We start from the raw sequence: 14,065 nt of genomic DNA, 5'->3' as shown, positions 1-14,065 counted from the left end.
GCTTCTCCTCAGGGCAGCAGCGAGGCATCGCCACTACCCGGTCTGAGGAGCCGGCCGTCAGGTCGGCTTTCCCTGAAGCGTTACTGCGCCAGATCACCAGCGGCTTCGGTCATCACCTCGGACGACTGCTCAATGAAGGCATCAAGTTCGTCGCCATAGAGTGGCGCAAGCTGGGTGCCAAGATTGGCTGCGGTTTCTGAATAGGAGCCGTCTTCAACGATTTGTTGAATCGCTTCGACCCACTTTTGCCTGACCTCGTCGGGTATGCCCTTGGGAGCAGCGATGCCACGCCAGACGGTCAGTGTCAGGTCATAACCGGACTCCTGGAAAGTCGGCACATCGGGCAGCGAGTCACTGCGTTGGTCATAAGTCATGGCAAGTGCCTTGAGACGCCCGGATTCCAGCGCAGAACGCAACTCGGCTCCACCCAACACGACTGCATCGACGTGGCCGCCCATTGCCGCGGAAATTGCCTCGGAGCCTCCCGGGTAGGGGATGATGTTGAACTTGGCATCGGTACGATTTGCCATGGCTACCGCAGCAATGTGTGCTGATGAGCCAACACCGGAGACACCGACCTTGAGCGTGGTGCCGGAGGTGGCAGCCTCCACCAGTTCTTCGAGATTCGCGTACTGACTATCGCCACCGACAGCAATGACATAGGGCTCTTCGACCACTTTGGCGATGAAGTCGAAATCATCATGACTGAAGGCAACATTGCCCATCGCCTCAAGCGTCAGCATGGCGTTACTGGCGGCCAGAAACGTGTAGCCATCGGGCTTTGATGCAACCGCGCGAGACATTCCGACAGCACCACCACCACCGGCAAGATTGCGAATGACCAAGTCCTCGCCCAGTTTTTCCTCCAGCAGAGGCTGCAGGGCACGTACGAAGGTGTCGTTACCGCCACCTGCCGAGAACGGCACGATCATGTCGATGCTCTTGGTGGGGTAATCTTCGGCCATTGCCTGCCCACCCACGGCTAGCGTCATCACAACCGTCAACATGCCAATACCAAGTAGCTTTTTCATTGTGTTCCCCTTGTCTCTTGCTGAAGGAAAGTACCCCTACCTCAGGAAGCGCTGTATCAATCGTCGAAGGACCTCAGCGCACTAGCGCGGGGCGCTTGGGGTCGAAGGCCCAGCCATCGATCAGGTACTGCATGGCCATGGCGTCATTGCGCCCACCGGCAGGCAGGCTGCGATATAGCTGATGCGCCTTGTCGATCTGCTCATAGTCAATCTCGATGCCCAGTCCCGGTGCGTCAGTGACGGCAACCCGGCCATCGACGATCTGTGGAGGATTGCGGGTAAGGCGTGCATCGCCTTCCTGCCAGATCCAGTGGGTATCAAGTGCAGTGGTACGCCCAAGGGCAGCCGCGCCCACCTGGGCGAACATCGCCAGGGAAATATCGAAATGGTTGTTCGAGTGAGAACCCCAGGTCATCCCGTGGTCCTGGCACAGTTGGGAAACACGAACAGCACCGGAAAGTGTCCAGAAATGCGGGTCTGCCAGCGGAATATCGACCGAACGCAGCATCAGGGCGTGAGCCATCTCACGCCAGTTGGTGGCGACCATGTTGGTGGCGACCGGCAGGCCGGTGGCGTGGCGGAATTCGGCCAGAATCTCGCGGCCGGAAAAGCCCTGCTCAGCCCCGCATGGATCCTCGGCGTAGGCGATCACGCCATGCAGGTCCTTGCACAACCGAATCGCCTCATCGAGTGACCAGGCGCCATTGGGGTCGATGGTCACTCTCGCTTCGGGAAAGGCTTCATGCAGTGCCGTGACGGCTTCAATTTCCTGATCGCCAGCCAGCGCGCCACCCTTGAGCTTGAAGTCCCTGAAGCCATAGCGATCATGCGCCGATCGGGCCAGCTCGACGATCTGCTGCGGCGTCATCGCTGCCTCGTCGCGCAGGCGATACCAGTCATGGACAGAGCCCGGCGTACCACGGCGGTAGCCAAGCGGTGTTTCATGGCCGTCACCGACGAAGAACAGATAACCTAGCACCTCGACACTATCGCGCTGCTTGCCTTCGCCCAACAGCTCTGCCACAGGTACATCAAGGAACTTGCCCATCAGGTCCAGCAGTGCCGCCTCGAGTGCTGCCACCGCATTGATTCGCAACTCGAACGTCCAGGAGCCTTGACCAAAAGCTTCGAAGTCAGCACGCCGTCCGCTGGAATGCAGCGATGCCACCATCGAGCGCAACTTGCCGATTGGCTGCCCCAGAACCAGAGAACGAGCCTGCTCCAAAGACTGTTGGATCGTCTCTCCCCCAGGCGCTTCCCCAACCCCTACATTTCCGGCGCTGTCCTCGAGAATGATCAGATTGCGCGTAAACCAGGGCGAGTGGGCGCCACCGATGTTGAGCAGCATGCTGTCGCGTCCAGCGACAGGTATGACCTGCATGTCGGTAATCGTGGGAGTTGCGTTGCTCGGCATATGCCATCCTCCAATGGTCATTTCGAGGCGCAGTACATCCGCTCTCGAGGAGATCTGAACGAGGCCCTGGAACTGCAACCACAGAGAAGTAGCAGCCCACCTCATGCCCCATAGATTGTCATACATAATATAAATAAAACCGTTAGACCTTAGATGGAAATAGCCTCGCTAGCGGCAAGATGTGAATGCGACAGCCCGATAAGTCCTGTTACAACTGACCTCTGTTACCACTGGCTCCTGTGACAACAGGCTTCCAACAGACAAACCATTCGGTAGCCTGACGTTCATTGCGGTATGCTGATGGCATAATCAATAGCCTGCTTACTACTACCTTATATCTACAAGGTGCCACATGTCCGACGCTGATGCCGTTTCCCCTGCCGAGTCTTCCATCCATCTTCCACCGCGGCCGACGCGGGAGGTGATCGAAACACTGGTGAAGGAGCTTGAACTACTGCTGGGCAAGCGCATTACCACGGCAGCGGGTATTCGTGAGCAGCACGGGCGCGATGAGTCATGGCACCACCCGTCACCGCCGGATGTGGTGTGCTTTCCACACTCGACCGATGAAGTTGCCGCTGTGGTAAAGGCCTGTGCAAGGCTTGGCGTGCCGATAATCCCCTATGGTGTCGGCACCTCGATTGAAGGCCAAGTCATTGCCCAGCATGGTGGTGTATGCGTGGATCTTTCGGCGATGAACCAGGTCGTCGAGGTGCGCCCAGAAGACATGGATGCGACGGTTCAACCGGGAGTGACGCGCACGCAGTTGAATGCCCATCTGCGCGCCACCGGCCTGTTCTTCTCCGTCGACCCTGGTGCCGATGCCAGCATGGGCGGCATGGCCTCGACCCGCGCCAGCGGTACCAACACCGTGCGTTACGGCACCATGCGCGAGAATGTGCTGTCGCTGACCGCCGTCATGCCGGATGGACGCATCGTGCGTACTGGCGGAAGAGCCCGCAAGTCCGCCGCAGGTTACGACCTGACGCATCTGTTGATCGGCGCGGAAGGTACGCTTGGCATCATCACCGAATTGACCGTCAAGCTGCATGGCCTGCCGGAGGCCATCTCATCTGCAACCGTGGCTTTTGAGGACGTGTCCGGAGCGGTCAATACCGTGATCGCCTCGATTCAATACGGCATTCCCATGGCCCGTATTGAACTGCTTGATGCGTTATCCATGCAGGCCGTCAACCGCTTCTCTGGGCTCGACTATGCAGAGAAACCCACGCTATTTCTGGAATTCCACGGCACCCACGCCAGCGTGAAAGAGCAGGCCGAAACCCTGGCGGAACTGTGTCACGACTTTGGTGGCAGCGATTTTGCCTGGGCAACCCAGGAAGAAGAGCGTCAGAAGCTGTGGCAGGCCCGCCACGATGCGGCCTATGCCGCCAAGCAGTTGCGCCCGGGCATGGAGTTCCTGGCAACTGATATCTGCGTGCCGATCTCGAAGCTGGCGGAATGTATCGAAGCGACTCAGCAGGATGTTGAAGAAAGCGGGCTGGTCGCACCATTGCTGGGTCATGTCGGTGACGGCAACTTCCACCTGGTGGTCGTGATCGATCGCAATAGCGACGAAGAAATGGCCACCCTGAAAGCGTTCAACGAGCGCCTGGTGCAACGCGCCCTGGCAGCCGGTGGCACCTGTACCGGAGAACATGGTATCGGACTAGGCAAACGCCGCTACATGGCCAGCGAACACGGAGAGGCCCTGAACGTCATGCGTGCTATCAAGGCGGCACTGGACCCACAGGGCATCATGAACCCGGGCAAGATGGTGTAGGCCGGTTCAAGCTCGCCATGTCATGGCGATAAAGTGCCAAAGTTTCGACACGTGATCAGATCATGTCGACACCATCGACATGACGGTGCGACGTGTCGATGAAACCCAATTTTATCGACACGTCGCACGTTAATGTACACCTGAGTAGTTGAAGCACACCCGAGTTACTGATCTGACACAATCGCCTTCAATGCCACCAGACATGCATCCACCTCGGCGATAGTGTTGTAGTGGGCCATGGAGATACGCGTTACCGAGGACAACCCAAGGGGGCGCAGGATGTTGCCAGAAAAGGCGTCGTTCTTGCGTGCATGGGTGCGAATGCCATGTTCCCCCAGCTTGGCCACGACGGTTGGCGCATCCATGCCATCCACGGCAAACGATGCCACTCCTTCCCGCCAAGGCGCATCAGTGCCACCGATCAGGCGCACACCAAGGAGTGCTCCAAGCCCTTCCACTCGTGGTGATCCCTGGATCAAGCGGGTTACCAACGCCTGCTCCTGGGCATGCATGGCCTCGCCTGCCGCCAATAGCCGCTGTCGGCGTGATGTCTCCGCGGTGAACTGTGCGCCTAGCCACTCCAGGTATGCGACCATTTCCGACACGGCCGCGAAGGCCGAAGGGTCGCGACTACCCAGCTCCCAGGCATCATCCGGCTTGCCCAGCAGGCGATCGTGATCGACACAGGCCAGGCGAGGCGACAACCAGGCATAGCCGTTGTTGAACTGGCAGAACGTCTTGTACATCGACACCACATAGCCATCGACGTCATAGTTCGCCACATCCAGAGCGCCATGGGGAGCATGCTGAATACCATCGACGATGATGAAGCAGTCCGGAGCGATGGCACGAATGGTCTCGGCGATGGCAGCGACATCCTGGGCCATGCCTGTCACGGGGCTGGTATGCAGGATCGTCGCCACCCGGGTATCCGGGCGCACTACCTTGGCATAATGCTCGGCTGTCACTCGGCCGCCGCCGGTATCAAAGGGGACCGTCAACCACTCTCTATCCGTACGGCGAGCCCACTGGGCAGTGCCATCGAAACTGGAAGGATGCTCCAGCTCGCAGGCCACGATACTGCCGCCTGCCGGTGCGGCATTGGCGGCCGCACGTATCAGCCGAAACAGGCACTCACTGCCGGTTTCACCACTGAAGATCACCCCATCTTGGGCACCGAAGAAATCGGCCAGTGCCTCGCGTCCGTCATCGACGATCTGTTCAATGGCACGGGAAGCGGCGTTGTCACGGTGAGCGTTATCCGGCACGGAAGCCACTTCCGCTACCCGCTGCACCACGGCCTTCAGCGTCAACGAACCACCGGCATTCTCGAAGAAAATTCGCTTGCCGGCATAGGGACATTGCTCGACATGATGGAAGCGCTCGCGGATCTCGCTCAGCAGCTCGGCAGAAAAGGCATTGTCCACCACGTCATGTGCGGACGTCAGGGTCAGCGTCATATAGAAGTTCTCCAGTAACCTGAATGAATCAAGCGGCAACACGGCGACTCATCCGCCAGCGACGCCACAAGGGAACGAGCAACGACAGCACCACCAGCAGACACAGCGCCAAAGACAACGGGCGGGTGAAGAAAGTGGTCAAGTCCCACTGTGCAATCTGCATGGAGCGACGAAAATTGACTTCCAGAATCGGCCCGAGGATCAGCGCAATCACCAGTGGCGCAGCGGGATAGCGCCAGCGTTCCATGAAATACCCCACCAGCCCGAAGGCGATGGTGAGCCACACATCAAACATCTCGTTGCGCAGGGCATAGCTGCCGACAACGCTGAACAGCAGGATCATCGGGCCGAGAACCGCCCCCGGCACCCGCGTCACTGCCACCATATAGCGGCACAACCACAACCCCAGGACAGCGAACAGCACGTTGGCGAACAGCAACGACACGATCAGGGTGTAGGTACTTTCGGCATGCTGGGTAAACAGGCTGGGGCCAGGAATCATGCCGTGAATGGTCAATCCACCGACGAATACCGCCGTGACGGCGTTGCCAGGAATTCCCAAGGTCAAGGTGGGGATCAGGGTGCCACCGGTCACCGCATTGTTGGCCGACTCCGAGGCGGCAACGCCTTCAATCTCCCCCTTTCCATAGCGTTCAGGAAAGGCCGAGTGACGACGCGCCTCGTTGTAGGAGATAAAAGCGGCGATGCTGGTCCCGGCTCCGGGCAAAATGCCGACAATGGAGCCGATCATCGAGGAACGCCACAGCGTACGCAGGCAACGTTTCAGGTCTGCCCAGTACGGCAGGCTGCGCCCTTGCAGGCTCTGAGCCTCACCCGAGAGCACACCGCCATCCCGGGGAATGCATAGGTTGAACGCCTGGGATACCGAGAACAGACCAATCAGCACCGGTAACAGGGGTACACCATCGAACAGTTCATTCTGGCCGAAGGTGAAGCGCTGAAGGCCAGTGAAGGTATCCAGGCCGACACAGGCAAGGACCAGGCCCAAGGCTGCGGACAGCACGCCCTTCACCGGTCGTTCGGAGACCACCCCGACAATGGTGACCAGGCCAAAGATCGCCAGCCAGGTATATTCCTGGGGCCCGAAGGCCAGGGCAATGGTCGATAGCGGCGGGGCAATGGCCAGCAGAACAAAGACACTGACCAAGCCGCCGAACAGCGACGCCAGGGCCGCCATGCCGATGGCCTCCCCTCCACGCCCAGCCACCGCCAACGGATAACCATCCAGAGCCGTGGCAATAGACGCATCCGTACCCGGTGTGCGCAACAGAATCGCGGTCACTGACCCGCCGAATACCGAGCTAACATACACGGCACCCAGCAGGATCAATGCCAGGTCCGGCGGCATATTGAAGGTAATGGGAATGCATAGCGCCACCCCCATGGTCGAGGAAAGCCCCGGCAGCGCACCGATCAACATGCCCGCCAGCGTGCCCAGCACCAAGGTCAGCAACGCCATCGGCGTCAACACATTGGCAAAAGCCGTCAATAGAATGTCCATGTGATGTCTCCGTCACTCTGGCTCAGCTGGCCAATACACCCGCCGGCAATGGCACCGCCAGCAGTCGGGCAAACACCTGATAGATGGCAAGACTGAAGCTCCCCGCCAGCACCACTGCCGGTAGCCAACGCAGCCTTGCCAGCCAGCGTAGGTTGAAGACCAGGAACAACGGCAACACAACGAAGGTACCGAGCGGCTCCATCAATACAAGCAAGGCCAGTAGACTCAGGCACCAGAGGGCGAGGCGCGGACCATCAAGCGGCGCAGGCCGCTCGTCCGGCGCATCCCGGCGGCGGGTAAGCGCCAGCCAGAGGCATGCCACGATACCCAGTGATGCACTGATGATGGGGAAAAGCCCGGCATCGCCACGCATTCCCCAGCCGATGGCGATCACTGCCAGGCAGAGAGCGCCTCCCGCCAGAGCCACCACACGGTCAATGCGTTGCAGCGTCATCATTGCTCGATCCACGGATTCTCGTCCCAGAGCGCCTTGAAGCGTTCCTGGCTAGCCTCCAGCGACTTGGCATATTCCTCGCCATACAGTGGGTCGAGCGGCATGTTGAGCCTGGCAAGCTCGGCTTCGAACTCAGGGTTCTCGATGACCTTTCGCGTCGCTTCAAGCAATTGGGTGTAGACCTCGTCTGGAACACCAGCAGGCAGCGCCAGGCCACGCGAAGCCGAAGACATCACGTCATAGCCCAGTTCCTCACCGGTCGGCACATCAGGAATCGCCTCCATCCGCTTGTTTGACCACACCGCCAGGCCTCGAACATCGCCCTCACTGATATGGGTAGCGGCTTCCGACATGTTGCCTTCGAAGGCATCAATATGGCCGCCGAGCAGGGCTGCTGTCGCCTCGGCATTGCCATTGAAGGACACAAAGTTGAGTTCGATACCGGCATCATCGGCGAAGTTGAGCGCGGCAAGATGATCATCGCCACCGACACCTTCGTGGGAGACGGTGACCGAGCGCGGCTCGGCCTTCACCGCTTCGACCAGTTCACCGAGCGTCTGCCAAGGGCTGTCTGCTGCCACTGCCAGCACGCCTGGGTCGGTGACCACATTGGCCAATGGCTGGAGGTCATCCAATGAATAGGCCACGGTTTCCGCACGAGTGAAGGGGTGGGTTTCCACCGAGGGGGAGTTGATCAGGCCAATGGTGTAGCCGTCAGCATCGGCATTGGCCAGATAGGTCCAGCCCAGTTCGCCGCCCGCCCCCGGTTTGTTGACCACCACAACGCGCTGCCCGAGTTCTTCTTCAGCATATTTGGCGAAGATGCGCGCCATGGTATCGGTGCTGCCACCCGCACCGAAGGCCACGATCATCTCGATAGGCTTGCTGGGGTAGTTGTCTGCAAGGGCCTGATGGGAAAGCCCCAGCACCATGCCCAATGCGACCAGGGCCACTCTTGCGTGATAGCGATTTCCACGATAGCGGCTTCCGCGGCAGGCACTGCTGCGATGGGGAATGCCGCGAGAGGTCATCGAATGTCTCATCTTGACTCTCCTGATTGGTGTTATTGGAAGGAGTCTTGTGCCGATTCACTATAAAAGCCCTGGAAAGATGAAAATAAGCGAATTAATTTCACCTACATACATTCGATAAATTCACCAAAGGTGTTTCATGCTGACTCTGAAGCAACTGGAAAGCTTCGTGCAGATCGTCGAGCTGGGTACCTTCGAGCGAGCCGCGCAACGGCTCAATACCACCCCTTCGACCATTTCCAAGCGCATTGGAGAGCTCGAGGACACCACGGGAATGGTCCTGTTCGATCGGTCTCGGAGAGGGGCACAGCTGACCGAGGATGGAGAACGCTTGCTCGAGCACGCACAGGCGACCGTCCACCAGGCTCAGCGCATCCTCGAACTCAAGCGCCAGCCGACACAGTTACGCCGTATCAGGCTCGGATTGACCGACCTTACCGCGCTGACCTGGCTACCCGGCTTTCTAGGCTCTTTCACCCAGGAACGCCCCGATATACGCCTGGATATCACCATCGACATGAGTCGAACCCTATATCAGCAGTTTCAGGACGGTGAGCAGGATCTAGTGGTCATTCCCTCGGCACCCGATGCCTTTGCCCAACCCGGTATCGTGTCGCGGCTGGTGGGAGAGGTGGAAATGGCGTTCATGGCTCGCCGAGGACTGGTTACCGATGCACGCCCAGTCAGCTTGCGAGCTCTGGAACACTACCCGCTGGTAGGGCAAGGCAAGCGCTCTGGCTATGCTCAGCATGTCAATCACTGGCTGCATCAGCAGGGTGCCTCTGGCCCCAGCCTGACCGCCGACAACCTGCTGGCATTGGTGGGCCTGATCAGTGCAGGCCAGGGTATCAGCGTGCTGCCTCGCCGTTGCGTGGAACACCTGACGAGAGGCAACTCATTGGAAGTCATCGACACGACGCCATCATTCCCCTCTCTTGGCTATTACGCCGTATTTCGCGATGGTTCGCGTCTCAAACTGATGGAAATGCTGGCCCAGCGCCTGACAGAAGCCGCCGACTTTACCCAGCCTTTCTTTGTGGCTCGCCAGGGAAATACATGAGCGGGAAGTGACATGAAAGTGGCGTTCTGGCACTACTGGCCCTGAATCGCCGCCACGGCAGCACGTGCAGCGGCACTGACCGCCACGACCAATGGCACGTCGAAGCGCGGTTGCAGGCGGAGAGCCGAGGCTGAAAGAGGCCCTCCGCCCATGATCACGGCCTCGGCGCCATCCTCATCAATGGAGACCTGAACCGCCTCGGCCAGGGCGGCATCAAGTGCTTTAGGGGATTGCACCAGTTGCGTGGGATCGCCCGGTGTCACCCGGGTACCGCGATAAAGGTCCGCATAGCCGAGATCGGCCGCTTTCTGGCGAAATGATTCGATCAATCCCTGATCCGGAGTAACCGTCACGATGCCGAATGCACGCCCACCACGGGCAGCTTCATGAAAGACTTCTTCGCCAATGCCGAACACGGGGATATCGACAGCCTCTCTCAATTCTTCGAGCCCGGGGTCACTGAAGGCCGAAACAATGATGGCCACCACCCGTTCATCCTTGGCCGCCTCAACGCCAATGGCAACGACTCCTGATGCTGCCTTGGTCATGTCTTCCGGTGTCGTCAGCAAAGGGGGAGCCGAGCTATTGCTGCGTTCGATCACATTGGCCACACCGATGGTTTCATGACGGGCCAGATTGGCCATCGAGTGAGTCGCCTCAGTATTCGAATTGGGATTGATCAGGACGATCGAGGGCAGGGCATCGTCATTGTTCAAGGGCAGTGTTGGGTCATCGGACGCCAGGGCGATACTGGACAGGAGACATGCGCCAAATAGGCTACCACTGGTGAATACGTTGCGGATCATGGCGCTACACATGCTGGAGAAGAACGGTCTGGGCATCGCGGGGATACTCCATTTATTGTCATTATGTTCGAGAAATGCGCCGACACACGCTATGCAGCGCTGCAGCCAGGGCTTGGGTGGCCGGGCCCGCATCATCACGCCTGGCATAGACCAGGAACAGTTCCTCGTGCCGACGACCACCTTCGTGCAAGCATAGCGGCTTGAGGCTGCCAGCTTCGAGCTCTTCCTGAATATGTTCGCTGGGTAGCCAGGCGAAGCCTAGACCATCCTTGACGAACTGAATGGAAGTCCTGAGGTGGGATACCGTCCAGCGCTGCTCGGCCACCAGCCAGCCGGCATCCTGACGGCGCTTGATGCCAGTGTCGCGCACCACGAACTGACGGTGGTCACGCAGATCATCCGGAGTCAGCTCTCGTCCCAGTTGGTGCAGTGGGTGGTCGGGATGCGCCACGGCGATGAATTCCACTTCCAACAGAGATTGCCCCAGATAGCCCGGCGGCAAACGGTTGGTAATGATCAGATCAGCCTCGCCATTGAACAGGGCCTCATGGGTACCGGAAAGCACCGATTCAATCAGTTGCACTCGGGTGGAGCGGCTCTCTGGAACAAAGGCGGCCAGGGCGCGACTGAGCAATACGGGAGGAAAAATGATCTCTACCGCCAGACGCACTTCGGTTTCCCAGCCTTCTGCCAGATCATGCGCCAGCCGTTCCAGGGCGAGCGCTTCATCGATCAGTACTCGCGCACGACGCAGCAACACCTCTCCCGCGGGAGACAACTCGGCCTTGCGCCCTCGCATGGTCAGTACCTCGACAGGCAATTGCTCCTGCATGCCCTTGAGCGCATAGCTCACCGAAGACTGACTCTTGTTCAGCGCTTCCGCAGCCTGGGCAAAGCTGCCTTCGTCGACGACAGCCTGAAGCGCAGCCCATTGTTCGAGGCTGATCCGGGGAATCCTGTTGGTCATGGGGCTCATCCATCGGATTTTCCGTTCATCATGCGCTAAAACCTTCAACCATTCCTCTACTGGCCTTAGGTAAGCTTGCTTCAACACTGAAGAACATCCAACGAGGAGGTTCACCATGATGCTTCGTCGTGCCAACGAACGCGGTTATGCCGACCACGGCTGGCTGCGCTCTTTCCATACATTCTCCTTTGCCAACTACTACGATCCGCAGCATATGGGCTTCCGCCAGCTGCGTGTGATCAACGAGGACAGGGTCAAGGAGGGACATGGCTTCGGCGCTCATTCGCACCAGAACATGGAGATCATCTCCTACGTGCTGGAAGGCGAAATGGCCCACAAGGACAGCATGGGTAACGGCGCCACCATGCAGCCAGGCGATGTCCAGCGCATGTCGGCAGGTACCGGTGTCGTGCATAGCGAGTTCAACCACTCGGACGATCAGGGCCTGCATTTCCTGCAGATCTGGATCGAGCCGAAGGCGCTCAACATCGCACCGGGATACGAGCAGAAGGCCTTTCCCATCGCGGAACGTCGGGGTAACTGGCGCTTGCTGGTGTCCGAGGATGGGCGTGATGGATCGGTCAGCATCAATCAGGACGTCAATCTCTACGCCGGCATCTTCGATGCAGGCGAAAAGGCTGAAATACCGACAGTGCGCCATGCCTGGCTACATGTTGCCCGGGGAGAGGCAGAGGTCAACGGCCAACGGTTCAGTGCAGGGGATGCCGCTGCCTTCGAGCCTGGTGAAGCCATCGAAGTAAGCGGCAAGGACAATGCCGAAGTCCTGCTGTTCGACCTGGCGTAGCTATTTCATGTGAGTAAAAATCGATGTGAGTAAAAGCCGAACAGGGCCGGGGTATCCGGCCCTGTTCTTTGCTGTGCTTAGGCGGGAGATATTTCACCAGGCTTTGCACGAAAAGTGCCTGACACATTCCATACAGATGTTTGCCCTTAGCGGACAATCATTTTGCCTGCACATTTGAAGCTGGTAGGGTTCTGCCACTCGTCGCGATGGACTGCGGCGCCCTTATTCGACACAGCCCTATTCGGCGCAGTATTGAGGCAAACACGATGACGACTGAAAACGTCTCTCGATCCATCCCGGAGAAGCAGTTCTTCGGCCACCCACGATCCCTTGCCACGCTGTTCGGCATGGAAATCTGGGAGCGCTTCTCCTTCTACGGTATGCAGGCCATCCTGCTGATCTATCTCTACTACGAAGTCAGCCGCGGTGGCCTGGGCATCAGCCAACCCGTCGCCATCGGTATCGTCGGTGCCTACGGCAGTAGCGTCTATCTGGCATCGATCCTCGGCGGCTGGTTCGCTGATCGGGTCTTCGGTGCAGAACGTACGCTGTTCTATTCCGGCATCGTGGTCATGCTCGGTCATATTGCGCTGGCCATCCTGCCTGGCGTGCATGGCGTTACTGCCGGCTTGATCTGTGTCGCGCTGGGCAGCGGCGGGGTCAAGGCCACTTGCTCGTCACTGGTCGGTTCATTGTATGAACCCGGCAGCGAGCGCCGCGATGCGGGTTTCTCGATCTTCTATCTGGGTATCAACGTCGGAGGCTTTGTCGGCCCGCTGTTGACCGGGTTGCTGCAACAGAACGCGGGTTTCCACTATGGCTTCGGCATCGCTGCCATTGGCATGGCGCTTGGCCTGACCCAGTACACCTTCGGCCGCAAACAGTTGCCGGCGTCACAGAAGACCGCCCCCAACCCGCTGGAAGCCGGAAGGCTCAAGTATTATGGCCTGGCGGCCATCGCCCTGGTCGCTGCGCTGCTGGGGGCCGTTGCGTTGGGCTGGGTTCGCGCCGACAACCTGTCTGACGTACTGCTGGTCGTCATCGCCATCGCCGCTGTGGCCTATTTCGCGATCATCCTCAGCTCGCCCCGCATCACTGCCGAAGAACGCCGTCGCGTACTGGCGTTCATCCCGCTGTTTCTGACCAGCGGTGCCTATTGGGCGCTGTACAGCCAGTCCTATACCGTCATCACCGCTTTCTTCGATCAGCGTGTGGACCGCAGCGTGTTCGGCTGGGAAGTGCCGGTCGGCTGGCTGGTCTCCGCCCAGGCGTTGACCGTGATCGTCCTCTCCGGTGTCTTCGCCTGGCTGTGGACCATCCTCGGCAAGCGCCAGCCCAGCTCGGCCAGCAAGTTCGTCATCGCCATGTTCGTCATCGGCCTGACCTTCCTCGGCTACCTGCCCTACCTGGGTGCCGAAGGTGCTGCCATGCCGCTGTTCATGCTGGTAATGCTGTTGCTGGGCTTCACTGCCTCCGAGCTATGCCTTTCCCCCATCGGGCTGTCGGTGACCACTCGCCTGGCTCCTGCCGCCTTCCAGACCCAGATGATGGCGCTGTTCTTCATGTCGCTGGCGCTGGGTTTCGCTGCGGGTGGCTCACTGGGCACCTTCTACACGGAAGCCAATGAGGAGAATTACTTCATCGTCATGTCTGGGATCGGTATCGTCACGGCGCTATTGCTGATGCTGTGCCTGCCGTTCATCAAGCGAGCCTCTCACGGTACGGAATAAGG

The 14,065-nt window shown here is 59.2% G+C and carries 12 protein-coding genes; 4 read left to right on the top strand and 8 right to left on the bottom strand.

The features are described 5' to 3' along the window. Positions 1-80: 80 nt before the first annotated feature. Together E4T21_RS20910 and E4T21_RS20905 are read right to left on the bottom strand one after the other, a co-directional pair. A complete protein-coding gene (locus E4T21_RS20910; protein ID WP_149286869.1) occupies positions 81-1,031 on the bottom strand; it encodes a tripartite tricarboxylate transporter substrate binding protein in 951 nt (316 codons plus the stop codon). A 73-nt stretch (positions 1,032-1,104) separates the two neighbouring features. Continuing rightward, complete coding sequence (locus E4T21_RS20905; protein ID WP_149286868.1) at positions 1,105-2,445, bottom strand: enolase C-terminal domain-like protein; 1,341 nt, start codon at positions 2,443-2,445, stop codon at positions 1,105-1,107. A 352-nt stretch (positions 2,446-2,797) separates the two neighbouring features. Here E4T21_RS20905 and E4T21_RS20900 point away from each other — a divergent pair, with 352 nt between their 5' ends. Beyond that, complete coding sequence (locus E4T21_RS20900) at positions 2,798-4,228, top strand: FAD-binding oxidoreductase (protein WP_149286867.1); 1,431 nt, start codon at positions 2,798-2,800, stop codon at positions 4,226-4,228. A 164-nt stretch (positions 4,229-4,392) separates the two neighbouring features. On the opposite strand, the gene E4T21_RS20895 is transcribed toward E4T21_RS20900, so the two are convergent. From E4T21_RS20895 to E4T21_RS20880, 4 genes are read right to left on the bottom strand one after another with little or no spacing between them, the layout of a single operon-like run. Continuing rightward, positions 4,393-5,688: an aminotransferase class V-fold PLP-dependent enzyme gene (locus E4T21_RS20895; RefSeq protein ID WP_149286866.1), complete on the bottom strand. Its 1,296-nt coding sequence runs from the start codon at positions 5,686-5,688 to the stop codon at positions 4,393-4,395. 28 nt (positions 5,689-5,716) lie between these two features. Further along, complete coding sequence (locus E4T21_RS20890) at positions 5,717-7,210, bottom strand: tripartite tricarboxylate transporter permease (RefSeq protein WP_149286865.1); 1,494 nt, start codon at positions 7,208-7,210, stop codon at positions 5,717-5,719. A gap of 22 nt (positions 7,211-7,232) precedes the next feature. Then, entirely contained in the window at positions 7,233-7,667 is a 435-nt protein-coding gene (locus E4T21_RS20885) for a tripartite tricarboxylate transporter TctB family protein (RefSeq protein WP_149286864.1), read from the bottom strand. Beyond that, positions 7,664-8,707 carry a tripartite tricarboxylate transporter substrate binding protein gene (locus E4T21_RS20880; protein ID WP_149286863.1) on the bottom strand — a complete coding sequence of 348 codons (1,044 nt, stop codon included), beginning with the start codon at positions 8,705-8,707 and terminating at the stop codon, positions 7,664-7,666. The genes E4T21_RS20885 and E4T21_RS20880 overlap by 4 nt, the downstream gene beginning before the upstream one ends. 127 nt (positions 8,708-8,834) lie before the next feature. Between E4T21_RS20880 and E4T21_RS20875 the strand changes: the two genes are divergently transcribed. Beyond that, the gene (locus tag E4T21_RS20875) at positions 8,835-9,755 is read left to right on the top strand and encodes a LysR family transcriptional regulator (RefSeq protein ID WP_149286862.1); all 921 of its coding nucleotides are present in this window, start codon (positions 8,835-8,837) and stop codon (positions 9,753-9,755) included. 32 nt (positions 9,756-9,787) lie between these two features. Here E4T21_RS20875 and E4T21_RS20870 read toward each other — a convergent pair whose 3' ends face one another. After that, positions 9,788-10,597 (bottom strand): aspartate/glutamate racemase family protein, encoded by an 810-nt coding sequence (locus tag E4T21_RS20870; protein ID WP_205423430.1) that lies wholly within the window; start codon positions 10,595-10,597, stop codon positions 9,788-9,790. Between the two features lie 25 nt (positions 10,598-10,622). Beyond that, positions 10,623-11,528, bottom strand: coding sequence for a LysR family transcriptional regulator (locus E4T21_RS20865; RefSeq protein ID WP_149286861.1), 906 nt, complete (start codon positions 11,526-11,528; stop codon positions 10,623-10,625). Positions 11,529-11,643: 115 nt separating this feature from the next. Here E4T21_RS20865 and E4T21_RS20860 point away from each other — a divergent pair, with 115 nt between their 5' ends. Beyond that, positions 11,644-12,333, top strand: coding sequence for a pirin family protein (locus tag E4T21_RS20860; RefSeq protein WP_149286860.1), 690 nt, complete (start codon positions 11,644-11,646; stop codon positions 12,331-12,333). A gap of 266 nt (positions 12,334-12,599) precedes the next feature. Next, a complete protein-coding gene (locus E4T21_RS20855) occupies positions 12,600-14,063 on the top strand; it encodes a peptide MFS transporter (RefSeq protein ID WP_149286859.1) in 1,464 nt (487 codons plus the stop codon). Positions 14,064-14,065: the final 2 nt, after the last annotated feature.

The sequence above is a fragment of the Halomonas binhaiensis genome (genome assembly GCF_008329985.2).
GTDB classification, from domain to species: Bacteria; Pseudomonadota; Gammaproteobacteria; order Pseudomonadales; family Halomonadaceae; genus Halomonas; species Halomonas binhaiensis.
This window is presented reverse-complemented; position numbering and strand designations above follow the sequence as displayed.

Coding starts and splice junctions, on each gene's coding strand:
- E4T21_RS20875 (WP_149286862.1), top strand. CDS start 8,835: ATGCTGACTCTGAAGCAACTGGAAAGCTTCGTGCAGATCGTCGAGCTG.
- E4T21_RS20895 (WP_149286866.1), bottom strand. CDS start 5,688: ATGACGCTGACCCTGACGTCCGCACATGACGTGGTGGACAATGCCTTT.
- E4T21_RS20855 (WP_149286859.1), top strand. CDS start 12,600: ATGACGACTGAAAACGTCTCTCGATCCATCCCGGAGAAGCAGTTCTTC.
- E4T21_RS20870 (WP_205423430.1), bottom strand. CDS start 10,597: ATGCCCAGACCGTTCTTCTCCAGCATGTGTAGCGCCATGATCCGCAAC.
- E4T21_RS20905 (WP_149286868.1), bottom strand. CDS start 2,445: ATGCCGAGCAACGCAACTCCCACGATTACCGACATGCAGGTCATACCT.
- E4T21_RS20890 (WP_149286865.1), bottom strand. CDS start 7,210: ATGGACATTCTATTGACGGCTTTTGCCAATGTGTTGACGCCGATGGCG.
- E4T21_RS20885 (WP_149286864.1), bottom strand. CDS start 7,667: ATGATGACGCTGCAACGCATTGACCGTGTGGTGGCTCTGGCGGGAGGC.
- E4T21_RS20860 (WP_149286860.1), top strand. CDS start 11,644: ATGATGCTTCGTCGTGCCAACGAACGCGGTTATGCCGACCACGGCTGG.
- E4T21_RS20900 (WP_149286867.1), top strand. CDS start 2,798: ATGTCCGACGCTGATGCCGTTTCCCCTGCCGAGTCTTCCATCCATCTT.
- E4T21_RS20910 (WP_149286869.1), bottom strand. CDS start 1,031: ATGAAAAAGCTACTTGGTATTGGCATGTTGACGGTTGTGATGACGCTA.
- E4T21_RS20880 (WP_149286863.1), bottom strand. CDS start 8,707: ATGAGACATTCGATGACCTCTCGCGGCATTCCCCATCGCAGCAGTGCC.
- E4T21_RS20865 (WP_149286861.1), bottom strand. CDS start 11,528: ATGACCAACAGGATTCCCCGGATCAGCCTCGAACAATGGGCTGCGCTT.